The sequence below is a fragment of the Streptomyces sp. NPDC006296 genome (genome assembly GCF_040613235.1).
Lineage (GTDB): Bacteria > Actinomycetota > Actinomycetes > Streptomycetales > Streptomycetaceae > Streptomyces.
Window position 1 is genome coordinate 22,022 of record NZ_JBEXRT010000005.1, and the last position, 24,682, is coordinate 46,703.

General features: G+C 71.1%; 31 protein-coding genes, 1 tRNA gene and 1 pseudogene. 29 read left to right on the forward strand and 4 right to left on the reverse strand.

The window, feature by feature from the left end; genetic code table 11:
- Positions 1 to 7: 7 nt before the first annotated feature.
- The 26 genes from ABZ172_RS04995 (at position 8) to ABZ172_RS05120 (ending at position 18,693) form a co-directional block, all read left to right on the forward strand.
- Positions 8 to 391: a DUF6221 family protein gene (locus ABZ172_RS04995; protein ID WP_356880307.1), complete on the forward strand. Its 384-nt coding sequence runs from the start codon at positions 8 to 10 to the stop codon at positions 389 to 391.
- A gap of 64 nt (positions 392 to 455) precedes the next feature.
- Positions 456 to 689 carry a hypothetical protein gene (locus tag ABZ172_RS05000; RefSeq protein ID WP_356880309.1) on the forward strand — a complete coding sequence of 78 codons (234 nt, stop codon included), beginning with the start codon at positions 456 to 458 and terminating at the stop codon, positions 687 to 689.
- 270 nt (positions 690 to 959) lie between these two features.
- Entirely contained in the window at positions 960 to 1,316 is a 357-nt protein-coding gene (locus ABZ172_RS05005; protein ID WP_356880311.1) for a hypothetical protein, read from the forward strand.
- A 171-nt stretch (positions 1,317 to 1,487) separates the two neighbouring features.
- Complete coding sequence (locus ABZ172_RS05010; RefSeq protein WP_356880313.1) at positions 1,488 to 1,967, forward strand: hypothetical protein; 480 nt, start codon at positions 1,488 to 1,490, stop codon at positions 1,965 to 1,967.
- Positions 1,957 to 3,585 carry a hypothetical protein gene (locus ABZ172_RS05015; RefSeq protein WP_356880620.1) on the forward strand — a complete coding sequence of 543 codons (1,629 nt, stop codon included), beginning with the start codon at positions 1,957 to 1,959 and terminating at the stop codon, positions 3,583 to 3,585. Before ABZ172_RS05010 ends, ABZ172_RS05015 begins: the two co-directional genes overlap by 11 nt.
- Positions 3,586 to 3,594: 9 nt before the next feature.
- Positions 3,595 to 5,070 (forward strand): phage portal protein, encoded by a 1,476-nt coding sequence (locus ABZ172_RS05020; protein WP_356880315.1) that lies wholly within the window; start codon positions 3,595 to 3,597, stop codon positions 5,068 to 5,070.
- Entirely contained in the window at positions 5,067 to 6,032 is a 966-nt protein-coding gene (locus tag ABZ172_RS05025; RefSeq protein ID WP_356880317.1) for a hypothetical protein, read from the forward strand. The genes ABZ172_RS05020 and ABZ172_RS05025 overlap by 4 nt, the downstream gene beginning before the upstream one ends.
- 53 nt (positions 6,033 to 6,085) lie before the next feature.
- Positions 6,086 to 6,802, forward strand: coding sequence for a hypothetical protein (locus ABZ172_RS05030; RefSeq protein ID WP_356880319.1), 717 nt, complete (start codon positions 6,086 to 6,088; stop codon positions 6,800 to 6,802).
- A gap of 15 nt (positions 6,803 to 6,817) precedes the next feature.
- Positions 6,818 to 7,681: a P22 phage major capsid protein family protein gene (locus ABZ172_RS05035; protein ID WP_356880320.1), complete on the forward strand. Its 864-nt coding sequence runs from the start codon at positions 6,818 to 6,820 to the stop codon at positions 7,679 to 7,681.
- Positions 7,682 to 7,695: 14 nt separating this feature from the next.
- Positions 7,696 to 8,061: a hypothetical protein gene (locus ABZ172_RS05040; RefSeq protein WP_356880322.1), complete on the forward strand. Its 366-nt coding sequence runs from the start codon at positions 7,696 to 7,698 to the stop codon at positions 8,059 to 8,061.
- Between the two features lies 1 nt (position 8,062).
- The gene (locus ABZ172_RS05045; protein WP_356880324.1) at positions 8,063 to 8,416 is read left to right on the forward strand and encodes a hypothetical protein; all 354 of its coding nucleotides are present in this window, start codon (positions 8,063 to 8,065) and stop codon (positions 8,414 to 8,416) included.
- A gap of 16 nt (positions 8,417 to 8,432) precedes the next feature.
- Positions 8,433 to 9,023 carry a hypothetical protein gene (locus ABZ172_RS05050; RefSeq protein WP_356880326.1) on the forward strand — a complete coding sequence of 197 codons (591 nt, stop codon included), beginning with the start codon at positions 8,433 to 8,435 and terminating at the stop codon, positions 9,021 to 9,023.
- Complete coding sequence (locus ABZ172_RS05055) at positions 9,020 to 9,373, forward strand: phage head closure protein (RefSeq protein WP_356880328.1); 354 nt, start codon at positions 9,020 to 9,022, stop codon at positions 9,371 to 9,373. The genes ABZ172_RS05050 and ABZ172_RS05055 overlap by 4 nt, the downstream gene beginning before the upstream one ends.
- The gene (locus tag ABZ172_RS05060) at positions 9,370 to 9,543 is read left to right on the forward strand and encodes a hypothetical protein (protein ID WP_356880330.1); all 174 of its coding nucleotides are present in this window, start codon (positions 9,370 to 9,372) and stop codon (positions 9,541 to 9,543) included. The genes ABZ172_RS05055 and ABZ172_RS05060 overlap by 4 nt, the downstream gene beginning before the upstream one ends.
- 2 nt (positions 9,544 to 9,545) lie before the next feature.
- Complete coding sequence (locus ABZ172_RS05065) at positions 9,546 to 9,962, forward strand: HK97-gp10 family putative phage morphogenesis protein (RefSeq protein WP_356880332.1); 417 nt, start codon at positions 9,546 to 9,548, stop codon at positions 9,960 to 9,962.
- Complete coding sequence (locus tag ABZ172_RS05070) at positions 9,959 to 10,411, forward strand: DUF3168 domain-containing protein (protein ID WP_356880334.1); 453 nt, start codon at positions 9,959 to 9,961, stop codon at positions 10,409 to 10,411. The genes ABZ172_RS05065 and ABZ172_RS05070 overlap by 4 nt, the downstream gene beginning before the upstream one ends.
- 66 nt (positions 10,412 to 10,477) lie before the next feature.
- Positions 10,478 to 10,891, forward strand: a complete 414-nt coding sequence (locus tag ABZ172_RS05075) for a phage tail tube protein (RefSeq protein ID WP_356880336.1) — start codon at positions 10,478 to 10,480, stop codon at positions 10,889 to 10,891.
- A 12-nt stretch (positions 10,892 to 10,903) separates the two neighbouring features.
- Positions 10,904 to 11,305: a hypothetical protein gene (locus ABZ172_RS05080; protein ID WP_356880338.1), complete on the forward strand. Its 402-nt coding sequence runs from the start codon at positions 10,904 to 10,906 to the stop codon at positions 11,303 to 11,305.
- A gap of 20 nt (positions 11,306 to 11,325) precedes the next feature.
- Positions 11,326 to 11,622: a hypothetical protein gene (locus ABZ172_RS05085; RefSeq protein ID WP_356880340.1), complete on the forward strand. Its 297-nt coding sequence runs from the start codon at positions 11,326 to 11,328 to the stop codon at positions 11,620 to 11,622.
- Positions 11,622 to 13,586: a phage tail tape measure protein gene (locus ABZ172_RS05090; protein WP_356880342.1), complete on the forward strand. Its 1,965-nt coding sequence runs from the start codon at positions 11,622 to 11,624 to the stop codon at positions 13,584 to 13,586. The genes ABZ172_RS05085 and ABZ172_RS05090 overlap by 1 nt, the downstream gene beginning before the upstream one ends.
- Before the next feature lie 10 nt (positions 13,587 to 13,596).
- Positions 13,597 to 16,353: a hypothetical protein gene (locus tag ABZ172_RS05095; protein ID WP_356880344.1), complete on the forward strand. Its 2,757-nt coding sequence runs from the start codon at positions 13,597 to 13,599 to the stop codon at positions 16,351 to 16,353.
- A 9-nt stretch (positions 16,354 to 16,362) separates the two neighbouring features.
- On the forward strand, positions 16,363 to 16,860 hold the full coding sequence (locus tag ABZ172_RS05100) for a hypothetical protein (RefSeq protein WP_356880346.1): 498 nt from the start codon (positions 16,363 to 16,365) through the stop codon (positions 16,858 to 16,860).
- A 60-nt stretch (positions 16,861 to 16,920) separates the two neighbouring features.
- Positions 16,921 to 17,724 carry an N-acetylmuramoyl-L-alanine amidase gene (locus ABZ172_RS05105; RefSeq protein ID WP_356880348.1) on the forward strand — a complete coding sequence of 268 codons (804 nt, stop codon included), beginning with the start codon at positions 16,921 to 16,923 and terminating at the stop codon, positions 17,722 to 17,724.
- Positions 17,725 to 17,726: 2 nt separating this feature from the next.
- Positions 17,727 to 17,999, forward strand: a complete 273-nt coding sequence (locus ABZ172_RS05110) for a holin (RefSeq protein WP_356880350.1) — start codon at positions 17,727 to 17,729, stop codon at positions 17,997 to 17,999.
- Complete coding sequence (locus tag ABZ172_RS05115; RefSeq protein WP_356880352.1) at positions 17,999 to 18,421, forward strand: hypothetical protein; 423 nt, start codon at positions 17,999 to 18,001, stop codon at positions 18,419 to 18,421. The genes ABZ172_RS05110 and ABZ172_RS05115 overlap by 1 nt, the downstream gene beginning before the upstream one ends.
- Entirely contained in the window at positions 18,421 to 18,693 is a 273-nt protein-coding gene (locus ABZ172_RS05120; protein WP_356880354.1) for a hypothetical protein, read from the forward strand. The genes ABZ172_RS05115 and ABZ172_RS05120 overlap by 1 nt, the downstream gene beginning before the upstream one ends.
- 67 nt (positions 18,694 to 18,760) lie before the next feature.
- Here ABZ172_RS05120 and ABZ172_RS05125 read toward each other — a convergent pair whose 3' ends face one another.
- Positions 18,761 to 19,006 (reverse strand): winged helix-turn-helix domain-containing protein, encoded by a 246-nt coding sequence (locus tag ABZ172_RS05125; protein WP_356880356.1) that lies wholly within the window; start codon positions 19,004 to 19,006, stop codon positions 18,761 to 18,763.
- 346 nt (positions 19,007 to 19,352) lie between these two features.
- Between ABZ172_RS05125 and ABZ172_RS05130 the strand changes: the two genes are divergently transcribed.
- Positions 19,353 to 19,493, forward strand: coding sequence for a hypothetical protein (locus tag ABZ172_RS05130; RefSeq protein ID WP_356880358.1), 141 nt, complete (start codon positions 19,353 to 19,355; stop codon positions 19,491 to 19,493).
- 51 nt (positions 19,494 to 19,544) lie between these two features.
- On the opposite strand, the gene ABZ172_RS05135 is transcribed toward ABZ172_RS05130, so the two are convergent.
- Positions 19,545 to 19,781: a helix-turn-helix transcriptional regulator gene (locus ABZ172_RS05135; protein ID WP_356880360.1), complete on the reverse strand. Its 237-nt coding sequence runs from the start codon at positions 19,779 to 19,781 to the stop codon at positions 19,545 to 19,547.
- Positions 19,782 to 20,193: 412 nt separating this feature from the next.
- Positions 20,194 to 20,266: transfer RNA gene (locus ABZ172_RS05140), tRNA-Arg, on the reverse strand.
- 404 nt (positions 20,267 to 20,670) lie between these two features.
- Between ABZ172_RS05140 and ABZ172_RS05145 the strand changes: the two are divergent.
- A pseudogene (locus ABZ172_RS05145) lies at positions 20,671 to 22,458 on the forward strand (class I adenylate-forming enzyme family protein).
- Here the strand turns inward: ABZ172_RS05145 and ABZ172_RS05150 are convergent.
- Complete coding sequence (locus ABZ172_RS05150; protein ID WP_356880362.1) at positions 22,445 to 23,722, reverse strand: M6 family metalloprotease domain-containing protein; 1,278 nt, start codon at positions 23,720 to 23,722, stop codon at positions 22,445 to 22,447. The pseudogene ABZ172_RS05145 and the gene ABZ172_RS05150 overlap by 14 nt on opposite strands.
- A 260-nt stretch (positions 23,723 to 23,982) precedes the next feature.
- On the opposite strand from ABZ172_RS05150, the gene ABZ172_RS05155 reads away from it, so the two are divergent.
- Positions 23,983 to 24,645: a TetR/AcrR family transcriptional regulator gene (locus ABZ172_RS05155; protein ID WP_356880364.1), complete on the forward strand. Its 663-nt coding sequence runs from the start codon at positions 23,983 to 23,985 to the stop codon at positions 24,643 to 24,645.
- The last annotated feature ends 37 nt before the right edge of the window (positions 24,646 to 24,682 follow it).

The following is a 24,682-nucleotide window of genomic DNA, read 5'->3' on the forward strand; positions in this document are numbered from 1 at the left end:
GGGCAACATGAGCCGTGAACTACTGGACTTCCTGCGGGCACGCCTTCAGGACGACGAGGACTACGCGCGCAACGCCTACGCCGACCACAACGACGCGGGGCCGAAGTGGTACGAGCAGTGGTCAGGGGCCCTCAACATCGGTGAAGAGGAAGATCTCGTCCTCACCAACGACAGTGCCATCTCCCGGCATATGGAGCGCCATGACCCGGCCCGCGTTCTTGCCGAGGTCGAAGCGAAGCGGGCACTCCTCGACGACTACGAACGCTTCGTCGCTGAGCGCCGACGCATGATGGGCGGCTGGGACAGCTACCCCGAGACCTCGCCTGTCCTCACGGCCTTCGCCACTGTGTACGCCGACCACCCCGACTACCGCAGCGAGTGGCGGTCGTAGCCCAGTTCCATTCGAGCCCGGCCGGCACCATGCAGGCCGGGCTCACGCATGCCTGGAGGACACCGTGGCCGACAGTCAGCCCACCACAGTTCAGCTCCCGACCATCCCCGCCCACGTCTCCAGGGACACGCTGCGGGACATCTGCCAGCTACTCGGACTCGACCCCGGCAACGTGCTCGAACTCCGCCTCGGTCTGCACGACATCACCGCCACCCTCTACCTGTCCGAGCCCGGCGGACACAAGATCAAGTACGGCGATGGCCCAGCCATGATCGTCGTTGACATCCCCATCGCCTGAAGCGCCAGGAGGCGACTGTGCCCGTCTACCCGAACCGCGACCGCACGCTGCGCCACATCCACCGCACACGGGCCGCGTACCTCTACGGACGCTTCCCCCAGCGCATCGTCCTCGGCATGCCGTGCTGTGACCCTGGCTTTCTCACGCAAGGCAGGGACCACAGCAACGAGTGCCTGGCGAACATGGCACGACTCCAGGGAGCTGTGATGCAGCTGCAGGGCAGGATGCGGATGGCATACGAGGGCGCTTGCTTCCCCCAGGAGATACGGCGTGCCCACGCGTAGGGCCATGCAGGTCTGCCCGACACCAGGCTGTCCGACCCTCACCCCCCAGGGTCGATGCACCCCATGCCAGGCCAAGGCCACCCAGGCGAGGCCCGCCCACCGCAACGCAGGACGAGGTACCGCCTGGCGCAACGCCAGCACCGCATACCTACGCGACCACCCGTACTGCGAGTGCGACGAGTGCTCGGCCCTGCTGCCACTGCAGCGCGACCTGGCAACCGAGGTCGACCACATCGACGGCCTCGGTCCGCTCGGGCCGCGCGGTTTCGACCCCACGAACTGGCAGGCCATGTCCAAGAGGCATCACTCGCGGAAGACCGCACGCGAGACGTTCGGACACTGACCGGCCTCGTCACGCTGAGCGACCCGACCCAGGGGGGTACCCCCGGCTGACCTGGGGGTCCCAGACGCGGGGGAGGGCGCTCGGTGGTCCGCCGGGTTCATAGGGTCCACCGCCGTCACGCAAGGTGACGGCATCGGTGCCGCGCAATGCGGCGTTGAAGGAGTGATCGTCATGCCTCGTGGTGGAGCACGTGCGGTGTCCGGGCCGCCGCCGGACCCGCGGTCGTTGAAGAGCGCGGCGTCGATGGAGAAGGGCGGGTGGCGGACGCTGCCCGCCGAGGGCCGGCCGGGCGACCCCCCGGAGTGGCCGCTGACGGAGCCGACCGGCCGGGAGCTGGAGCTGTGGGAAGACCTGTGGGCCAAGCCGCAGGCGCTGGCGTGGGAGGACATGGGCCAGGAGCTGGAGGTGGCGCTCTTCGTCCGCACGCTGGCCGAGGTTGAGCGTCCTGACGCCCGGGTCGACATCAAGAAGATGGTCCGCGGTTACCTCGACAGCCTTGGGCTGAGCGTGGCGGGCATGAACCGGAACCGGTGGAGGATCGCCCCGGCCGCGGACGAGCCGCCCGCCGCCGGGCCGGAGAGCGCGCCGCCGGTGCGGCGCCCGTCTGCCCGGGACCGGTTGAAGGTCGTGCCCAGTGGCGATGGGGCCTGACGCCGGGGCCGAGTTCGTCGTTGACTTCCCCACGCTGTGGGTCGTCCCGGACTGGATCGAGCGCCATTGCCCGATCCCGGACGGGTTCCGTGCGGGTGAGGACATGGAGCTGTACCCGTGGCAGCTGTGGTGCACGGTCAACCACTACCGGGTGAAGCCGACCGCAGTGGTCGGTCAGCTGGCGCCCGCGTTTCGGTACCGCCGCAGCCAGGTGGTGGCGCCTCAGAAGACGGGCAAGGGCCCGTGGTCGGCGACGATCGTGCTGGCCGAGGCGGCCGGACCGGTGGTCTTCAACGGGTGGGCGCGCGGCGGCGAGCGGTACCGGTGCTCCGAGCACGGGTGCAGCTGCGGCTGGTGGTACGACTACCAGCCGGGCGAGCCGATGGGCACGCCGTGGCCGACGCCTCAGAGCCAGCTGACGGCGACGTCCGAGGACCAGGTGGCGAACGTCTACCGGCCGCTTCAGTCGATGGTCCGCCGCGGCCCGCTGTCCGAGCAGCTGCGCGTGGGTGAGGAGTTCACCCGGGTCGGCGAGCAGGGCCGTATCGACGTCGTCACATCGAGCGCGCTCAGCCGACTCGGCAACCCGATCATCTTCGCGATGCAGGACGAGACCGGCCTGTACACCACGGCGAACAAGTTGCGGCGGGTTGCCGAGACGCAGCGCCGCGGTACGGCCGGCATGGGCGGCCGGTCGATGGAGACGACGAACGGGTGGGATCCCTCGGAGAACAGCGTCGCGCAGACGACGTCCGAGGCGAAGGCCCTGGACATCTTCCGGTACCACCCGCAGGCACCGAAGACGCTGTCCTACGGCAACAAGCGGGACCGCCGGAAGATCCACACGGTGGTCTACGCGGGCAGCAGCCACGTCGACCTCGACGCGATCGAGGCCGAGGCCGCCGAGATCATGGAGAAGGACCCGGCGCAGGCCGAACGGTTCTTCGGCAACCGGTGCGTGGCCGGCTCCGCGGCCTGGCTGGACGCGGCGAAATGGGCGGCCAAGGTTGCCCCACGGCGGGTCCGGCCGATGACCCGGGTGGTCCTCGGGTTCGACGGGTCCGACTCGGATGACTGGACAGCGATCCGTGCCGAGACAATGGACGGCTACCAGTTCACCCCCATGTATGGGCCGGACGACGCGCCGACGATCTGGAACCCGGCCGACACCGGCGGGCAGGTGCCGCGGGCTGAGGTTCGCGCGGCAATGGATCAGCTGATGCGTCGGTACGACGTGGTTCGCCTGTACGCGGATCCGCCGTACTGGGACACGGAGATCGACGAATGGGTGGACCTGTACGGCGAGGAGCGGGTGATCCGTTGGCACACTCGCCGGATCGTGCAGATGCACTCCGCGTGCGAGCGGCTGAAGACCGACGTGATCAAGCGGAACTCGGAGGGTGCCGCGTTCACGCACGACGGGTGCGAGATCACCGCGTCGCACATCGCGAACGCCCGGGCGGCGGCGCGGCCGATGGACCGGTACGTGCTTCGCAAGGCGTCGCCCACGCAGAAGATCGACGCCACCATCCCATCGATCCTTGCGCACGAAGCGCTCGGTGACGTCATCGCGGCCGGCCTCGCCGAGCTGGAGACGTCCTACTACTACGGCGGATAGGGAGGGCTCATGGCTACGGAGGGGCAGGCTCTCCAGCTGGTCGCGCTGCTGGAGAACGAGTTGATCCGGCGGCGCGGCAGTATCGACCGGCACAACGCGTACTACCGGGGCCAACACCGACTCAAGTTCGCCTCGGCCGAGTTCGCGAAGTTCCACGGGGACCGGTACAAGGATTTCTCCGACAATTGGACGCAGGTGGTGGCCGACTCCCCCGTTGAGCGGCTGACCGTCACGGGGTTCCAGGCTGACGGGGAGACGTCCGCGGACAAGGAGCTGTGGAAGGTCTGGCAGGTCAACGGACTGGACGTGGACTCGCAGCTCGGTTTCCTCGGTGCGGTCACCGGGGCCCGGTGCTTCGTCCTGGTGTGGGGCGACCCTGACGACCCGGACATGCCCGTGGTCACCTTCGAGGACGCGTCGCAGTCGATCGTGGCCTACGAGCCCGGGTCGCGCCGCCTGCGCCGTGCCGCACTGAAGCGGTGGCAGGACGGCAACCAGGACTACGCCACGCTGTACCTCAAGACCGAGGTGTGGAAGTTCTGCCGTCCGCTGCAGCAGCAGGACAAGTCCCCGCAGGAAGCGGACGTGGACGAGGCGATGAAGCGGTGGCAGCCGCGGGAGCTCCGCGACGAGCCGAACCCGCAGCCGAACCCCATGGGCGTCGTACCGATGGTGGAGCTCCCGAACAAGCCGATGCTCGTCGACGAGCCGATGTCCGACGTGGAGGGCGTCACGTCGATGCAGGACGCGATCAACCTTCTGTGGGCGCAGCTGTTCACCGCGTCGGACTACGCCTCGTTCCCGCAGCGCGTCGTCATGGGTGCTGAGCGGCCCATGATCCCGAAGCTGAACAGCGCCGGGGAGATCATCGGCAAGCAGCCCGTCGACCTCGACAAGTTCCAGATCGACCGGGTCGCGTGGATCACGGGCAAGGACGCCAAGATTGCCGAGTGGCAGGCCGCCAACCTGGCTGCGTACACCGGGATTATCGAGGTGGCAGTCGGCCACCTCGCCGCCCAGACCCGGACCCCGCAGCACTACCTCATCGGGAAGATGGCGAACCTCAGCGCCGACGCGCTGCTCGCTGCCGAGACCGGACTCGTTCAGCGAACCGACGAGAAGAAGCTGTGGTTCGGGCAGGGGCTGCGCGAAGTCGCGCGGCTGATCGCCCTGGCCAAAGGGCAGGAAGGCCTCGCCGCCAACCTGCGGTCCGGCCGTGTTCTGTGGGCCGACTCCGAGTCCCGCTCGCACGCGCAGATGGCCGACGCGCTGCTGAAACTGAAGCAGCTGGGGTTCCCGTTCGAGTGGCTGGCCCTGCGCTACGGGCTCACCCCCACCGAGGTCGCCGACGTTACCGCGATGCGGGAACGGGAACTGGAGATGGACCCCGTATCCGAGATCACCCGGCAGCTCACCACCTCTGCCGGCCCCGCGCCGGGCGGGCCGGAGGCGGAGGACGAGCCGGACCCGGAGCCGGTCTCATGAGCCCGGGCCCGGCCGCGGTCGCGCACATGGAGGCCCGCGCGCGCCTGGCCGCCGCGGCGTCCCGGGCGGCCCGCTCGGCGTGGCTGCGGATCGACCGCTCCAACCTGCAGCCGTCGTGGCTGGGTGTCCTGGGCAGCGTCCTCGCGGCCGTGTCCGGGGCCCAGCTGGCCGCCGCCGGGTCGACGGAACCGTGGTTGGACGCGCTGCTCGGCGATGACGAGAACCGGGCAGCGTCCGACCGCCTGGACCCGGCCGCGCTGGCGGGCATCATGGGCGACGGAACGCCGCTCGCCAGCATGCTGCAGGTCCCGTTGTGGACCGCGCTGCGCATGGTGACCCGCGGCGCCCCGGTCGTCCAGGCCATGGCCCGCGGGCAGTTGCTCCTGGACCTCATGGTGCGTACCGCCGTCGCCGACGCGGGCCGCGCCGCCGACTTGGTCGGCATGGCCGCCCGCCCCGCCGTGACGTCCTACATTCGCGTCGTGGAGGGCGGGGCGTGCTCGCGGTGCATCATCCTCGCCGGGAAGGAATACGGCGTCTCCACGGGCTTCCTGAGGCATCCTCGCTGTCACTGCGGAATGGAGCCCGTCACCCGGGAGCACCGGCCGACGGCGCAGGACCCGCGCGCGGTCGTCGCCGCCATGTCGGACAAGGAGCGGCAGCGCACCGTCGGCGAGGCCGGCGCCAAGGCCATCGACGAGGGCGCCGACCTCGGCCTGGTCGTCAACGCGCGCCGCGGCATGGCCACGGCCACCGCTTTCGGCCGGACGCTGCAGGCCACGACCGAGGGCACGACCAGCCGCGGCATCGCCGGCAAGCGGGCTGGCAACCTGCAAAAAGTCCGCGGCCAGCGGTACCGGGTGAGCCGCACCCCCCGCCTGATGCCCGAGGAAATCTTCCGCATCGCCGACGACCGCGCCCATGCGATCCGGCTGCTGCGGCAGCACGCGTACATCTTCTGACCCGCCCGCGCGCAACGCCCGGGCCCGCCCCCGCCCCCGCACTGGGAGTCCTCATGAACCGCAGCACCCTGCCCCGCCATGCCCGCTCACGCGCGCACGCGCCCGCCTGGGCGCACCCCTACGCCGACCCGTTCACCCTGTACGCCGACGGCGGCGAGGAGGGCTCCCCGCCCGCAGACGCAGGCGAGGAGCCGCCCGAGGGCGACGAGCCGGACGACCAGCCCGAGGAAGGCGACGAGCCGGACCCGGACGGCGCCGACGAGCTGGGCGACAAGGGCAAGCGAGCCCTGGCGTCGATGAAAGGGAAGTGGCGGGCCGAGCGGGACCGGGCGCGAGAGCTGGCCGAGAAGCTGGCCGAGAAGGACGGCGCCGACGAAGCCGAGCAGGTCCGCCGCCAGGCCGAGACGGCCGCTCTGTCGAAGGCCAACCAGCGCATCATCCGCGCCGAGGTGAAGGCCGCGGCCAAGGGCGTGCTCGCCGACCCCGCGGACGCCTACAAGTTCCTCGACCTCGACCAGTTCGAGGTCGACGAGAACGGTGACCTCGACGCCGACGAAGTCACCGACGCCATCAACGAGCTCATCAGGTCCAAGCCCTACCTGGCTGCCGCAACGGCGAAGAGGTTCCAGGGCACTGGCGACGGCGGGGCAGCGCGCAAGGCGGGCCGGCCGAAGCAGCTCACCCGAGCAGACCTCAAGTCCATGTCCGCCGAGGCGATCGACAAGGCCCGTGAAGACGGCCGGCTCGACGACCTCATGGGCGGAAAGTAACCAGGAGGAATCACCATGTCCGTGCGGAACTTCGTTCCCGAAATCTGGTCGTCGCGGCTGCTCGTCGCGGTCCGGAAGAACCTCATCTACGCGGGCCCCACCGTCGTGAACCGCGACTACGAGGGCGACATCAGCGAGGCGGGCGACACCGTGCGCATCACCTCGGTGTCCCGCCCGGCGATCGGGACCTACGTCCCCGGCAGCACCGTCATCACCCCGGAGAAGCTGACCACCGGGCAGCGCACCCTCGTCGTCGACCAGTCGAAGTACTGGGCGTTCAGCATCGACGACGTCGACGCCCGCCAGGCCAAGGGCGGCCTCGTCCCCCAGGCCATGTCCGAGGCTGCCTACGGCCTCGCCGACACCGTCGACCAGTACGTGGCCGGTCTGTACACGCAGATCCAGGCGGCGAACTTCCTGAACGCCCAGGGCTCGCCGATCGACACGTACACCACGCCGACCGACGCCTACGACAAGGTCCTCGTCCCGCTGCGCACGCGGCTGACGAAGGCGAACGTGCCGACCGCCGGCCGGTACGCGATCGTGTCCGCCGAGTTCTACGCGTCGCTGCTCCTCGACTCCCGCTTCATCAAGGTGAACGAGTCGGGTACGGACGCCGGTCTGCGGAACGGCATGGTCGGCCGTGCCGCCGGGTTCGACATCTACGAGTCGAACAACATCCCCAACCCGGCCGGGGACACCCAGGTCGTCACCGCGGGCACGAACGCGGCGATCACGTTCGCCGAGCAGATCAACAAGACCGAGGCGTACCGCCCCGAGTCCTCGTTCTCCGACGCGGTGAAGGGCCTGGCCCTGTACGGGGCCAAGGTCGTCCGCCCGGACCACCTGGCCGCCGCGTTCATCAACCCCGCCGCCTGATTGGAGCCTGAGCCATGGCACGCACAGCAGTCCCGTACAGCAGCCTCCTCCCGAACGGAGCCCTCGCCGACCCGGCAGGGACCGCGGTCACCTCAGGGGCCGGCAACGGCGGCCAGGTCGCCAACGCCTTCCCGGAGCTGACGCTGCTCCGGGTGTCGAACGCCTCGGGCGGGTCCGGCACCGCGACGCTGCTCGCCGGCGCCCAGCCCGTCGCCATCGCGTCGGGGCAGGGGCCGCTCACGGTCACCGTCGCGAACAGCGCCACCCAGTGGATCGGCCCGGTGGAGTCCGGACGGTTCGTCCAGAACGACGGCTCGCTGATCGTGGAGGCGTCAGTCGCCATGACCGTGACCGCCTTCCGAGTCCCGAGGAACACCTGACATGGCCGAGACGATCCACGTCCGCGGGGAAGGCGGGTCCGTCTTCGCGATGAGCCTGCCCCTGCCCGAGGGCATCGCGGAACGGTACGAGCGAGGGCTGCTCGTCCGCGTGAACGAGGACGGCTCCCCCTACGCCGGCGCCCCCGCCCCCGCGCCCCGGGACCCGGACGCCAGCCCGGACACCCCGCCCGCCGCCGCCCCGGATTCCGAGCCCGTACCGGCCGGCGCCGCGGGGCGCCCGGCGGTCAACGCGCCCAAGTCCGAGTGGATCGCCTTCGTCGTCAGCCAGGGACACCTGTCTGCCGAGGACGCGGCGAACTACACCAAGGCTGACCTGATCGACATGGTCAGCTGAGACCCGGGAGGTCACCGTGGCACTGGACCCACTGGCGACGGTGGCCGACCTGGCCGCCCTCGGCCTGGTCATCGACGACGACGAGACGGCGGTGGCGACGCGGTACCTCACCGTCGCCTCGGCCGCCGTCCGGGACGCCGCTGGCAGCCCGATCTCTCAGACGACGTCGACGGTGACGCTTGAGGGTGAAGCGGATCAGCGGCTCCGGCTGCCCGGGCCGCCGATTCAGTCCGTGAGCGCAGTCGCCATCGACGGCGCCGCGGTCACGGACTGGCGGCTGCGCACCGACCGGCTGTGGAGGTTCGGCGGCTGGACTCGCGCCGAACCCTCCGAGGTCGAAGTGACGTACACCCACGGCCTGCCCGAGGTGCCGGCCGACATCGTCGACCTGGTCGGTCGCCTGGTCGCCGGGGCCATGGCCTCGTACCGGGCTGAGGACGGCGGGGCGAGCCTCGGCACGCAGGTCGTCACCTCCGAGCGGATCGGGGACTACGCCGTCACCTACGGCGGGGACGGCCTGGCCACCGACATGGAACTGCCCGCGTACCTGCGCGAGCGCCTGGCCGCCCGCTTCGGCGGCGGCATGTCCCTCATGCGGTCCCGGTGAGGGGGCCGGGTCGGTACCTGAACCGGCGCCTCACGGTGTGGCGGCCGGTCACGGTCGACGACGGGTACGGCGGGCAGGAAACCACGTTCGTCCAACAGCCCGGGACCGTCCGGGCCAAGGTCGACCAGCCGTCCAACGCGGACCGGATGCTGGCCGCGCAGGCGCAGTCCAAGCACGACCACACCGTGTTCCTCCTGCCGCGCGCGGACGTCCGCCGCGGCGACGAGCTGCGCGGCACCGATGCGCTGGGCCAGGAGCAGACGTTCCGGGTGCTGGCCGCGGTGCAGCCGTCCACGCCGGTCTACTCCAAGGCCCCGTGCCAGCTGATCCAGAGAGAGGGTGTGCGATGACGCAGCAGGAGCGGCCGAGGCTGCCGCAGGTGGAGCCGCACGAGGCCCGGCGTACAGCCGAGGACCTCCTGGGCCCGGACGCCACCGGCGGGGGCGTAACCCGGGCGATCGCCTGGGGCCTGGTCGCGGTGGCCGGTGAGCTCGCCGCGATCCGCCGGAAGCTGAAGTAGCCATGGCGCGCGGGCGGGGGCGGTCCGGGGGCCGGGGCGGCGGCACCAGGTCGAGCGGGATCACCGTACAGATCGAGGGCCTGGACCGGCTGCGCGAGCAGCTCGCCGACCTCACCCCAACCATCCGGGCCGCCGGGTTCAAGGCCCTGCAGGAGTCGGCCGAGGCGATCCGCGCGGACGCGTCCGCCGGTGTCCGGGTCCGGTCCGGGAACCTGCGGAACAGCGCGAAGGCCCGGTTCCACAACAACCAGTTGCGCGCCGAGATCGGCTGGTGGGACCCGGACGACTTCTACGCGATCCTCCACGAGTTCGGCACCCGCAGGATCCGGGCCCGGCCGGTCCTCGGGCCCGCGGCCGCATCCGAGCGCTCGAAGATCGCAGCCCGTATTCAGGCCGAGGTGAGGAGGGCCCTGTCGTGACGACCGCCCCGTCCCCGATGCTCGGCGTCCAGGGCGCCATCACCGGCCTGCTGCGCGGCGATGCCGCGCTGCTCGCCATGGTCAGCGCCATGCGGGGGGCCGAGGCGACACCGGCCAGCACGGTGTACGACTTCGTCCCCGAGGACGTCCCCTATCCGTTCGTCGTGATCGGCGAGGCGATCGAGACACCGGACAACCGGCACGGCGGGTTCGGCCGGCAGACCGTGCCGACTCTGCACGTCTGGGACCGGTACCGCGGGTACACCCGGGTGCTGCGGGTCGGGGCCCGGGTGACCGAGCTCCTGGACCACCAGCCGCTCACGGTCCCCGGGGCGGACTGGATCGCCACCCGGTACGAGTTCTCCCAGACGCTCACCGACCCGGAGCCGCCGGGCGACATCCGCCACCTGGTGCTCCGCTACCGCGTGGTCACCGAGCAGCACCCCTGATCGCTCCCCCTGCAACAGCCCCGCGCCGCCCGGCCCGGGGCTTTCTTCTTGCCCAGGAGGCACCCCATGGCCGGTATGGACGGCTTCGGAACGAAGCTCAAGCGAGGCGACGGTGAGACCCCCGAGGTCTTCACCGAGATCGCCGACATCACGAACCTGTCGGGCCCCGGCCTCTCCCGGGAGACCCTCGACGTCACGTCGCACGGGTCGCCGGACGGGTGGATGGAGTTCCTCGGCGGGCTCAAGGACCCCGGCGAGGTGTCCGCGGACATCAACTACCAGCCCGCCCTGCACGACCTCCTCGTCGCCGACTTCGACGACACGGCGCCGCGGAACTACCAGATCGTCTTCCCCGACGAGGACGCCACCACGTGGGCGTTCCCCGCGATCCTCACCGGGTTCGAGCCGGAAGCCCCCTACGACGACAAGGCCGCCGCCTCGCTCACCTTCAAGGTGTCCGGCAAGCCCACCATCTCCTGAACGGACACGCACATGGCACTCCTCAGCAAGGACCAGATCGCCGCGGCCGACGACCGCACGTGGGAGGACGTCGACGTCCCGGAGTGGGGCGGCACCGTCCGGGTCCTCGGCATGTCCGGCACCGAACGCAACGCCTACCAGTCGAGCCTCGTCGTGCTCGGGCCGAACGGCTCCGTGCAGCGGATGAACATGGCCGACCAGCTCGCCAAGCTCGTCGGCAAGTCCCTCGTCGGCGAGGACTTCGAGCGCCTCTTCACCGACAAGGAGGTGGCCGCCCTCGGCAAGAAGAACGGGGCCGTCCTGGAGAGGATCGGCCAGGTCGCACAGCGCCTGTCCGGGCTCCGCAAGGAGGACGTGGACACCGCGGCGGGAAAATCCGGAGCAGCCCCGAGCGACGGTTCTACCACCGTCTAGCGCTCGGACTCGGCTGCACCGTGCCCGAGCTCCTCGCCCGGTGCACGTCGGCCGAGCTCACCGAGTGGATGGCCTACGAGCAGGTCACCGGCCCGCTCGGACCGGAGCGCCTGGACCTCCTCTTCGGGATCCTCACCGCGACCGTGTCCAACGGGTCCCGTGGCAAGGGCCAGCGGGCCAAGGAGCCCCGGGACTTCATCCCGAAGTGGGACCAGGGAGCCAGGCGCGAGCCTGCGGACTGGCGGCAGATGCTCGCTCAGGTCAAGTCGATGAACCGGCGCCTGGGCGGTGCTGACCTCAGAGAGAAGGGGCGCTGATGGCCACGCTCGAAGAGCTCCTCGTCTCGGTCGGGATCAACACCGACGACCTCACCGGCGGGGCCCAGGGCGCCGCCGACGAGGTCGGCACCAGCCTCGGCGGCATCCAGACCGCTGCGGCCGGTGCCGCGGTCGGCGGCATGTTCGTCGCTGGTCTGAACGCGGCCATGGACCTGCAGTCGGTGGAGACCAGCCTGCAGAACCAGCTCGGGCTGACTGAGCAGGAAGCCGCGCGGGCGGGCGACGCGGCCGGCCGGGTGTACGCGGCCGGGTGGGGCGAGTCGATGCAGGAGGTCGGCGACGCCCTGGGTGTCGTGGCGCAGGCCATGGGCGGGGTCGGTGAGATCTCCGACGCCGAGATGGACGACCTCACGAAGAAGGCGCTGATGCTCGGCGAGACGTTCGAGCTGGACGTCGCCGAGTCCGCGAACGCCGCCGGAAAAATGATCAAGCTGGGGATGGCGAAGGACGGCAAGGAGGCGTTCGACATCCTGACCGCCGCCGCCCAGGAGATGCCCGCGATGATGCGCGACGACATCCCCAAGGTCATCGAGGAGTACGGCAAGCACTTCCAGCGCATGGGCATCGACGGCAAGACCGCGTTCGGGATGATGTCGCAGTACGTGCAGGCCGGCGGGCGCGACATCGACCAGGCCGCGGACGTCGTGCACGAGTTCGCCCGCATCACGTCGGAGGAGACCGACAAGGCCGCCGCCGCGTTCAAGGCGTTGGGCCTGCCCGCCAACGCGATGTTCGCCGACATCAACAAGGGAGGCGACAGCGCCAAGGCCGCTCTCAGCAAGACCCTTCAGGCTCTGCGCGGGGTGAAGGACCCGGCGGATCAGTCCGCCCTCGCGGTGGAGCTCTTCGGCGACATGGCCGGTGAGGGCGCCGACGCCCTGTGGGCGATGGACCCGGCGACCGCGGCCGCGGCCGGGGGGATGGCCGACGTTGCCGGCGCCGCCGACAAGGCCACCGAGTCGGCCGAGGCCGCCAAGTCGTTGGACGCGATCTGGCGGACCATGTCGGTGACGCTCGGGGAGATGCTGCAGCCCGCCCTGGCGTTCCTGTCCGACTTCATGCAGGAGAACCCCGGCCTGGTGAAGATCCTCGCGGGCGCGCTGCTCCTGCTGGGACTGGCGATCGGCATCGCGGTGATCGCCCAGTGGGCGTGGAACACCGCGCTGTGGGCGTTCCCCGGTACGTGGATCATCGCGGGGATCATCGCCCTGATCGCGATCATCGTGCTGATCGTCGTCTACTGGGACGAGATCGCCGCCGCCACCGGCCGCGCCTGGGACTGGATCACCGGCAAGCTCGGCGAGGCCTGGCAGTGGATCAAGGACCAGTGTGCCGCGGCCTGGGGCTGGGTCTCCCGGAAGACGGGCGAGGCCTGGGGCTGGGTACAGCAGAAGATCGCCGACGCCATCGCCGCAGTGATGCAGCGGGTGCAGTTCCTCGCGTCGATCCCCGGCAAGGTCGCCTCCTGGTTCGGCGAGGTCGTCGCCTGGATCAGCAGCCTCCCAGGGAAGATCAGCCGCGCCGCGTCGGGCATGTGGGACGGCATCAGCCGGTCCTTCCGCAGCATGGTCAACCAGCTGATCAGCGGCTGGAACAACCTGTCCTTCACCATCGGCGGCGGCTCCATCATGGGCGTCTCCATCCCGTCCCTGACCCTGTCCACCCCGAACATCCCGATGCTCGCCGAGGGCGGCGTCACCACCGGCCCGACCCTCGCCATGATCGGCGAGGGCTCCGAGCAGGAGACCGTCCTGCCCCTGTCGAAGCTCGACGGGATGCTCCGCTCCGTGGCCGGCAGCGTCCGCGACACCGGCGGCGCCGGACGGGGCGAGGTCCGTATCACCCTCGACGCCACCGGGGGCAGCAGCGCGCTGCGCACCGCCCTGCAAGAGATTGTCCGAGTCGACGGGCGCGGCGACGTACAGCTGGCCTTCGGGCAGTGAGGAGACACCGATGGCCCTGTCCGTAGACCGGCGCACAGAGATCAGCGTGGGCGGCACCTGGACGGATATCAGCGGGGACGTCCGGGAGCGGGACCCGGTCGTCATCGAGCGCGGCGCGAAGAACGAGAGCTCCAAGTTCGCACCGTCGAAGGCGACGCTGACGCTGAACAACCGGCACGGGCGGTACTCCCCGCGCAACCCGCGCTCCCCGTACTACGGGCTGATCGGCCGGAACACTCCGATCAGGGTGTCGGTGAAGGGGCCGGAGTCGTACCTGCAGCTGGAGGGCAACACCGCCTCCTACGCCCATGCCCCGGACGCGTCGACGCTCGACATCACGGGGGACATCGACATCCGTATCGAGGCGACCGTCGACTGGTACGCCAACGAGACTCAGGCCCTGATCGGGAAATACATCGTCGCGGGGAACCAGCGGAGCTACTCGTTGCAGCTGAGCGCCGGCGGGATCCTGACGCTGTGGTGGTCCGCCGACGGGACTGCCGCGTTCTTCGCTCAGCAGCCGCTACCGGCGCTGCCGCGACGCGCTGCCGTCCGCGCCACCCTGGACGTCGACAACGGGGCGGGCGGCTTCACCGCCCGGATCTACTGGGCTGAGTCCCTGGACGGCCCGTGGGCCCAGATCGGTGACCCGCTGAGCGCGTCCGGGGTGACGAGCATCTACAACTCGTCGGCACCGCTGGAAATCGCGCCGACGGGGATTCCGGCTGCGTCACCCGTACAGGGCCGGGTGCACCGTGCCGAGGTCCGGTCGGGGATCGGCGGCACCATCGTGGCGTCACCGGACCTGCGGGCCCTGCCCGAGGGGGCAACCTCGTGGGCGGACACGGCGGGCCGCACGTGGACGCTCGGCTCTCAGGCCACGATCAGCGACCGGGAGTACCGGTTCACCGGTGAGATCTCGGCGTGGCCGGTGCGGTGGGACCTCTCCGGGGCGGACGTGTGGGTGCCGATCGACGCGGCCGGGGTGACCCGCCGCCTCGGGCAGGGCCAGAAGGCCCTGGAGTCCACGCTGCGCCGCCGTATCCCCTCGGACCCGGACCTGGTCGCGTACTGGCCGATGGAGGACGGGAAGGAGGCCGTGGCCGCGTACTCCCCGCTGCCGGGGATCCGGCCGCTCGCCCTGACCGGCTGGGACATGGCGGCAGACGACTCCCTCGGCGGCGCCGACGCCCTGCCCAAGGCCAAGAACCCCGCGACCCTGCGCGGGACCGTGCCGCGGTCCTCCACCGCGGGATGGCAGGTGGAGTGCGTCTACTACCTGCCGACGCTCGCAGCCACCCAGACGGAGGTCCTCCGGGTCGCCGTCGCCGGATCGGTGATGACGACCGCCGTCGTCTACGCGAGCACCGCTGGCGTCCGCATCGAGGCCCGCGACTCCGACGGCGGCCTGCTCGGCGCGTTTGTTTTCGCCGACGCCGGCGCGCTCGCCGACTTCTGGGGCCGGTGGAACCGGCTCGCCATCTACACCGCGGCGTCCGGCGGCACCTGCTACCTCTACGCCAGCTGGCGGGACATCGCAGCGAACTCCCGATGGTCCGCCCGCACCAGCTTCACCGCCGGGCAGGGCGCCGTCGTCGGCGTGTCCGGCAGCTACGGCGCCAACACCACCGGCCTGGTCCTCGGGCATCTGGCTGTGTTCGACATCCCCGCCGCGTCGACCGCTCTCGATGCCCCGCCCGCAGCAGCCGTTTTCACCGGCGCCGACGATGGTTTCGCAGGTGAGAGCGCCATCAACCGCATGTACCGGGTGACCTCCGAGGAATCGGCGCAGGTGTCCCTGACCACGATCGACGGCGACCTCACCGTCCTGTCCGAGGCGATGGGGCCGCAGCGTCCCGGCACGCTCCTGGAGCTCATCGAGGACGCTGCGGCCACCGACGGCGGGATGCTCTACGAGAGGCGCGACGCCCTGGCGCTCGTCTACCGGGACCGCAGCACCCTGTACAACCAGCCGGTGGCCCTGGCCCTGGACTACCTCGCACCGGGTGAGGTGCCGCCGCCCCTGGAGCCCACGGAGGACGACCAGCGGCTGCGCAACGACGTGACGGTCACGCGGCGGGGCGGGTCATCGGCCCGTTCAGTTCTGGAGTCCGGCCCGCTGTCCGTCCAGCCGCCCCCGTCCGGCGTCGGCCCCTACGACGAGGCGGTGACGCTCAGCCTCTACACCGACGAGCAGCCGCAGCCGATCGCCGACTGGCGGGTGCACCTGGGCACGTGGGACGAGGCCCGGTACCCCACGGTCACCGTGTGGCTCCACGCAGCCCCGCACCTCGTCGACCGCGTCCTGACGATGGACATCGGCGACCGGCTGCAGATCTCCAACCTGCCTCCGTGGCTCCCGCCCGGGCTCATCGACCAGCACCTGCTCGGCTCCACCGAGCGGATCACCGCAGTCGAGTGGGCCCTGACCATGAACTGCACGCCGGCGGGCCCGTGGCAGGTCGGCGTCTACGACGACCCGGCCCGGGGCCGGTACGACACCGGCGGGTCCGCCCTGGCGTCCGGGGTCACGGCCACGGCCACGACCCTGTCCGTCGCCGTGTCGGACGGCACCCGGTGGACCACCGACCCCGCGGACATGCCGCTGACGGTGCAGGTCGGCGGCGAGGAGATGACCGTCACCGCGATCACCGGCACCAGCAGCCCGCAGACCTTCACTGTCGCCCGCTCCGCCAACGGCATCGTCAAGGCGCACTCCGCGGGCGCGGATCTCCGCCTGGCCCGACCCACCCGCTACGCACTGTAGGAGGCGCACATGCCCGACCTCGCCCGGGCCGGACAGCGGCTGATCGCGAGCACGGAGAACGCGCGCGCGCCTTTCACCGTGAACTACACGGCCATCAACTCGAATACGTCCCCGGTCACCAACGAGACCGCCTGGGTCACCACCGGCCTGATCACGTTCCGGCCGGGCCGCGCGTACCGGATCACCGTCAAGGGGCTGCTCACGCCGACCGCGGCGAGCAGCGAGGGACGGATCCGGGTGCGCCGGGACACCGCCAGCGGCACCACGCTGTACGACTCGTTCCGGATCACCACGCCGAGTTCGGGGGCGAACTACGGGTTCGAGTTCTCGAACCTGATCGTGAACTCGGGGACCAGTCAGGTCCTCGCGCTGCTCGTGGGCACCGTGGGCCGTGACTCCGGATCCGCGACGTACAGCGTGTCCAGCTCAGCAACCCACGTCGCCTACCTCCACACCGAGGACTTCGGGCCCGCCGCAGACTTCCCCGGGGCCACCCCCCTCACCTGACCCACCCGATCCCCGAGCCCCGAGCCGATGGCCGGGGCTCTACGCATGTCTGGAGACCTCATGGCCTGGTACCCCAGAGCTACGAAGATGGAGCTGCAGCCGGAGTCCGACGCCCAACCGGCGATACGGCCGACGCAGTTCATCGTCCACTCGATCATCGCCCCGTGGACCGCGAAGCGCGTCTACGAGTACTGGCGTGACAGCACCAACCTGGAGTCCCACTTCGGGCTCGGGTACGCCGGCGACCTCGGGCAGTTCATCGGGACGGAGACCCGTGCCGACGCGAACGCCGGCGCGAACCGGCGCCCCGACGGCACGGGCGCGGTGAGCATCGAGACCGCGTCGAACCTGCAGGGCTCCGACCCGTGGACGGACGAGCAGGTCGAGGAGCTCATCGAGCTCGGTGTGTGGCTGCACCAGAAGCACGGGGTTCCGCTGCGGATCTGCCGCACTCACGACGACCCGGGGTTCGGGTACCACTCGATGTTCTCGCAGTGGTCGACGTCGGGTACCGCCTGCCCCGGGAAGGCGCGCATCGCCCAGTTCAAGACCGTGGTGTTCCCGGGCATCGTCGCCCGGGCCACCGGCAAGACCGACCCCCCGAGCAAGGAGCCCGACATGGCACTGACCGACGCCGAGATCAAGAGGGTCGCCGACGCGGTCGTCGACCGCATCCTGTCGAAGGACGCGTTCAGCGCGCCGATGGACGCCGCGGACTACAGCCCGGACCCGAAGAGCAGCAAGCACTACTGGTCCGGCCGGACGGTGTTCGGCGACCTCGTCACCCGGGTCCGCCGTATCTCCGCGGAGGTCCGCCGGATCTCCGCGGACACCGCCGCCATCCGCAAGAAGATCGGAGCCTGACCATGAGCACTCTGACCACCTCGTCGTTCTGGAAGGCGACCGGCGAGCGGGCGGTGAGGACCTTCGCGCAGGCGGAGCTCGCGCTCCTCGGCGGTGACGGCCTGGGTCTGGTCGATGTCGACTGGGGCCCGGCGCTGTCCATCGGCGGCCTGGCCGCGCTCCTGGCCGTGCTGACCGCGGTCGTGGCCAGCGGGTCCAGCACCGACGGGCCCGGTGTCACCGAGACGGTGGCCCCGGACCTGCCGCCGGTGACCTACCGAGGACCGGCCGCCTGATGCGGGCGCCCGGCGGGCAGTTCAGCCGGCGCCGGGCGTTCCTCGCGACGCTCGGCGCGGCATGGCTCGGGTACGGGGCCGGGATCATCATCGATCCCCGGTACGGGACAGCCCGCGGGCTGGGCACGGTGGTGCGGTACGTGCCGCTGGACGCTCTGGGCGGGATATGGGTGGGCTGCGGTCTCCTGGCCTTGGCCGCGGCCTGGGCGGCGTCCTGCCCGCGGGTGCAGGCGGCCGGGTTCGCGGCGCTCGCAACTCCGGCCGCCCTGTGGGGGGCGGCGTTCACGGTCTCGTGGGCGGGCGGTGGGTTCCCGTCGGCCGGCGGGAGTGCCGCGGCCTGGGTGGGGTTCGCGCTGAGCGTGGTGTGGGTGTCGGGCATGGATGATCCGCTGCCGCCCCGCCTGAGAAAGAGGTTCCGCTGATGGATGTGGGTGCACTGGCTGCTGCGGGGGTGGCGCTCCTCGTGGGGGTGCTGACGTGGACGCAGTCGAGGGCGACGAACCGCCGCGCGGATTTCCTGGCGATCACGGACCGGCTGGATCGTGATGTGGCCACCGAGCGGGTGCAGCGGAAGCTGTTGACGCGGGCGTATCTGGATCTGTTGGGGTGGGCCCGCCGGGTCGGCCCCGACAGTCCGGCCGGCCCGGCGCCCGAGCCCCCGGTTGATCTGGACCTCGCGCCCTGGCAGCACTGATCACTTCCGCAGCACCGCGATCACGCCCCCTGCACCTGGCTTCGGCCGGGCGCGGGGGGCGGTTTCGTCATGTTCGGGGTGGCTCCGGCAGCTTCGCGACGAACGTCCCGATGCCCGGCTCCATATACGCCAGCCCCGCCGCCCGCAGCTCCTGAAGGACACGCCGACCCGTCATCGGGCTGATCCCGGTCTCCGCCTGGAGGTCTAGCGCGGACGGCAGGCGGGTCCCCGGCGGGTACGCCCCGCTGTCGATGCGCTCCTCCAGCAGGGCGTACACCTGCCGCCACCTGGGGATCTCCGGTGTCCAGTCCATGCTCGTGACGCTAGGCCCGCCCTGCCCGCTGGGCGAGACAGGGCCGACCGGTTGGCCTAGTTCACCTATCGGACCTATCGCGCCGGGCATATGGTGGGCGTCACATAGATAACCCCCGCGGCCGTGTCACCGGCCCGGGGGTGCGGACACCAGCCTGAGGAGCTGATGGCATGGCATACGGTACCGCTGGCCAGTCCCAGACGGACAGGGCCATAGACGACACGTACCGGCGGGTGCTTCGCCACACGGAGGGGTGCCGGCCGTGCAACACCGCGGGCGCGGAATGCCCCGAGGGTGACAGGCTGCGGGCCGGGCACCGTACCGCGCTGGCGACGGAGGCCCGCCGGTGAGCGCGACCACACCACCGCCGCGGGAGTCGTCCGAGGACTCCGTCCTCACGAATCTGATCTGGCTCCAGCGCACCCGCCAGGAGCGGCTGGCTGACGCGCGTCGGCTGGCTGAGCAGCCTCGGCAGCGCCGGCACTGAGGCTCCCTGCCCGCACCCCGAGGTCGGCGGCGGCCGGGGGCGCGGGCAGGGTCACGTCCGGACGAGGTCGGCGAGGGGGACGTCGAGCGCGTCCGCGATGAGCAGCAGGTGGTCGAGGAGCGGTGAGTGTGTGGCCTGCTCTATGCGGTTCACCGTCTTGCGGTCGATTCCTGCGCGGCCGGCCAGTCCTTCCTGGGTGAGTCCGGCCCGGGTGCGGGCGGCGCGGACGTTGTCCCCGACGGCTCGGCGGCGGGCTGGGACCCAGTCGGGCAGGGGGTCGGTTGGCACTCGTCAACGCTCTGGGCTGCACCCTCGCGGTGTCAGTACCATCGATGGTACAAAGTTGATCAGTTGTCGCTATCACTCCTTTGAGGGATTGCGTCAAGATTCGAACGCGTGTTCCGATGGTTGTGCGCGCCATCCGGTTGCGCGCTGATCGTGCCGGGCACGGCGGGGCGGCACCCCCCAGCTCGGCACACGGCGGTCCCTCGCTCCGGCGGGGGGCCGCTTCTGTGTGTCCGGTAGTGCTCACCTGCGGATACCTCAAGATCCACTGGGGCAGAATTGGGGCAACAGGTCGCGTGCTCAGTACGTGAGGGAGCGTGCGAGAGCGTGAGAAGAACGGGGCCACACGGAGAAGGGCCAGGCGGGGCATGTGCCCTGACCTGGCCCTTCGGGTGATCCGTGCTGGTGAAGAGTGTGCCCCCGGCAGGATTCGAACCTGCGACACCCGCTTTAGGAGAGCGGTGCTCTATCCCCTGAGCTACGAAGGCGGAAGGCGTGGTGCGGTCGATGACGGCCGCCTCACCGGTGACAGTGTAGCGGGTGGGCGCTCCGGGCCCGGAGGGTCGTGCGGCGCCGTCCCGGTGGGGTGGCTGCCGTATCGCGACGGGGCTGCGCCACGGGACACGGCGGTCCGGGCGGGCAGCGGCACGGGCCGACGCCCGAGCCGGGCGTACGAGCCCGAGCCCGGCGGTACGGGCCGGCATCGGGGTCAGTGGTACGAGCCCGCGCCCTCAGCGGTGTGGCCCGGCACCCGGATGCCCGGGCCCCAGTCGTACGGCTCGCCGGGTGTCCGCGGGGCTCGGCCGCTGCGGTCTGTGGTGGCTCCTTGACGGGGTCCGGGGCGGGCCGTAGCGTCGCCGGATTGTCGAGCCAGCACGTGGAGAGGCCGTTCGTGCCGCACACCGATCCCAGCCGGTCGCCCGGCACACAGGAGCTCGCCCGCGTCGAGGCGTCGCTGACCGCTCCGGGTGCTCCGTTCGCCGTGGTGCGCGCCGAGCACGGACCGCTCGTGTACGCCAACGGCCCCCGGACGCTGCGGGAGTTCGTCGAGACCACCTGGGCGTACGGCGACCAGCCGTTTCTGATCTCGGGTGAACGGACCTGCTCGTACGGTGAGTTCTTCGCCGCCGCCTCCGCCCTGGCCTGCCGGCTCACCGATGTGTACGGCCTGCGCTCCGGTGACCGTGTCGTGGTGGCCATGCGTCAGCACGCCGAGTGGCAGATCGCCTTCTGGGCGGTACAGCTCGCCGGTCTCGTCGCCGTACCGCTCAACACCTGTTGGACCGAGGCGGAGTTCGGGCAGGCCCTCGACGACTGCGAGCCGAGGGTGCTGCTGGTCGACGCGGAGCAGGTGCCGAAGGTGGCCGGGTGGAGCCGCGGGGCGGGGGCGCTGCTGGTCGTCTTCCATGACGAGGGGGAGGTGCCGGCCGGTGCCGAGCGGTACGCCGACCTGCCGGAACCTGATCCGTCGGCGGCGCCGCCCGAGGTGGAGGTCCGGCCCGAGGACGATGCCACGATCCTCTACACCTCCGGCACGACCGGGCGGCCCAAGGGGGCCGTGGCCACCCATCTCGCGCAGGCGGGCGCCGCGCTTAACCCGCGCTACCAGGCGGCGTTCTCCGCGTTGGCCCGTGGAGTCGTCCCCGGTCAGGGGCCGGCGCCGGTCACCCTGGTGACGTTCCCGTTCTTCCACGTCGCGGCGTTCACCGGCCTGTACGGGGCGATGGCGGTGGGCGGCACCCTCGTCCTCATGCCGAAGTGGGATGCGGACGAGGCCCTGCGGCTGATCCGGCACCACGGGGTCACTCATTTCGCGGGCCTTCCGACCACCGCGCTCCAGTTGCTCGCGGCGGCGGAGCGCGCGGGCGACGGTCTGGAGGGCCTGGCGGGGCTGAACACCGGCGGGGCGGCGGCTCCGCCCGATCTGGTCGCGCGGCTCACGGCCCGGTACGGCGAGCGGATCGAGCCGCGCAACGGCTACGGGCTGACGGAGACCAGCGGCGGGGTCCTGGCCGTCTCCGGAGCGGCGTACCGCGAGCACCCGGACTCCGTGGGCACCCCGACGCCCGTCACCGAGGTGCGGATCGCCGGTCCTGCGGGCGACGCGCTCCCCGACGGCCGGGCCGGTGAGCTGTGGCTGCGCGGCCAGTCGCTGGTCCGCGGCTACTGGCGTGACGAGGCGGCGACGGCCGCGGCGTTCACCGGCGGCTGGTTCCGTACGGGGGACCTGGCCGTCGTGCGGGACGGGCGGGTCCACATCGTCGACCGGATCGCGGACCTGGTGGTGCGGGGCGGCGAGAACGTGTCCTGAGTGGAGGACGAGGCCGTGCTGCACGGCCACCCGGACGTCGAGGACGCGGCGGTGCTGGGCGTTCCGCATCCCGGGCTGGGGGAGGAGGTCGCGGCGGTCGTCCGGGTACGCCCGGGGTCCGTCGTCACGGCCGACGCACTGCGGGCCCATGCGGGGCGGGTCCTGGCCGCGTTCAAGGTGCCGGCGCACATGAGACTGACGCGCGATCCTCTGCCGCGGAACGCGACCGGGAAGGTCCTCGAGCGGGACCTCCGCGACACTCTCCAGGAGCAGGAGCAGGAGCAGGAGCAGGAGCAGGAGCAGGAGCAGGAGCAGGAGCAGCAGCAGGGCGGCCGGAGGCGGGCTCCGGGCGGTCTCACGGACGGGTGATCCGGACCCGGTAGTTTCCGTCGGTGTTCTTGTCCAGCACGGATATCCGTATGCCGTCGGCCTGGTCGGTGAAGGTCTCGCCGGGTTCGAAGGGGGCGTCGGAGAGTTCGGTGTGGACGTTGGGCCGGCGGGTGCATCCGCCGCTGTCCTCCGTGCTGTCCTCGACGGCGACGGGACCCTGCCCGGTGTCCACGTCGGAGCTGACCTTGTAGACGAGGACGCCGGGCCGGCAGACCGCCTCGTCGTTGCCCTCCGCGGTCCGCACCTCCACCGCGTAGCCGGACTGCGCGCTCACCGGCACGAAGACCAGTTTCCGGCCGCCGGTCGTGGCCAGGGGTTCCAGGACGTGGTCGCTGGTGCCGGGCATGGCGGCGCAGTCGACCTGGTCGTTGTCCAGCCAGCCGAGCTTCCACTTGTGCCAGCCCAGCAGGTCGTTGTTGGCCCCCCAGTCCTCGGACATGATGTCCCAGTGCCCGACGGAGCCGCCGCCCTCCATCGTGTAGAGGTCGGGCAGTCCGAAGACGTGGCCGTTCTCGTGGGGGAGGACGCGGTAGCCGGTCTCGGTGTAGGTGCCCGATCCGTCGTCCTGCCGGCTGTAGACGAAGGACGTGTTGGCGAGCGGGACGCCGTCGGCGGAGGGCGCGTCGTCGTTGCCGGAGAAGGTCACGGACAGGACGGTGTCCAGCGCGGAGGGTCCGGCGTTCGGGGTGACCAGTACGTTGACCAGGTCGTACGCGGAGAAGTCGACCTTCGGGTCGGCGACGGCCACCAGGTCCTTGACCATCTTGCGGTAGCCCGGTTCGTACGGTGAGCCGCGTTCTATGCCGTACGCGGAGAACGGCTCGGGCATCCGGAGCCAGTCCTTCACGGGTGCCTCGGGCACGTAGGTGAGCCGGCCGTAGGAGCTGGTGCGGAACCAGTCGGAGGTCTGCGGGAAGAATTCCGCGAGCCGGTCGGCCGCCGGTTCCTTCGCCTCCGCGTCGGGGAAGTCGATCATCAGGTTGAGCGCCCTGATCCGTCCGGTGGAGCGCGCGTAGCCCGGAGGCGTGGGCATTCCCTCCGACATCTGCACGCCCATCGAGGTGGCTATCCGGCACGGTGCGAGGCCGGTCCCCCGCGGCGTCGACACCGGTCCGGCGGAGGCGCGGCTGGCGATGGGGAGGGTGGTGCTGGCCGATGCCATCGTCGCGATGACCAGGGCCGTCGCTCCCGCGAGCGCGAGGGGCCGGCGGTGTCCGCGTATCCGGTGGCGGGGCTGCTGCATGGGGCGTCGCCTTCGGTCGGCGGCAGCCGGCCCGGCCCTGACTGCGCTCTGGCGATCAGCCTGTGCCGGGTTGCGGGGGACCGCTCGCTGGGTGCGCCGATAGGGGGATTTCCGGCGCACACCCGTTTGTTTCCCAGGTCACATGAAGGGGTGAAATAACCGGGGACCCTCTCCCCGTTTGCACCTGTGTCCCCGCGAAACGGGGATACGGTCCCCGGTTCCCCGGAGGATCGCACGCACCGGAGAGAAGGGCCGTCGTCGTGGAGTCCGCCACCGAGACCGTCACCTGCGCCGCACAGCGCCGTACGCCCCGTCCGCGGGCCGACGCGCTGCGCAACCGGGAGCGGATCGTGGTGGCCGCGCGTGAGATGTTCGTCGAGTTCGGGCCCGATGTGCCGCTCGACGAGGTCGCCCGCAGGGCCGGAGTCGGCAACGCCACGCTCTACCGGAACTTCCCCGACCGTGCAGCCCTGGTCCACGAGGTCGTGCTCGCCGTCACCTCCCGCACCACCGACCGGGTGAGGGAGGCCGTCGCGGCCGAGTCCGACCCGTTCGCCGCGCTCAGCCGCTTCGTGCACGCGGCGGCCGACGAACGGATCGGCGCCCTGTGCCCGATGCTGTCCGGCGGTTTCGACACCGACCATCCCGAACTGCTCACCGAGCGCCGCCGCCTCGAAGAGGCCGTCGAGGGGCTCGTGGAGCGTGCCAAGTCCGCAGGGAGGCTGCGCACCGACATCGCCGTCGGTGACGTGCTCGTCGCCCTCTCCCAGCTCACCCGTCCGCTGCCCGGCGTCGCCTGCCCGGGTATCGACCGGTTCACCCACCGCCATCTGCAGCTCTTCCTGGACGGCCTGGAGTCCCCGGCCCGTTCCGAGCTGCCGGGATCGGCGGCGACCTTGGAGGACCTGCGCGCGGGGTCCTGACGCCCGCGCACCGGAGAACCGACCCACAAGACCTGCG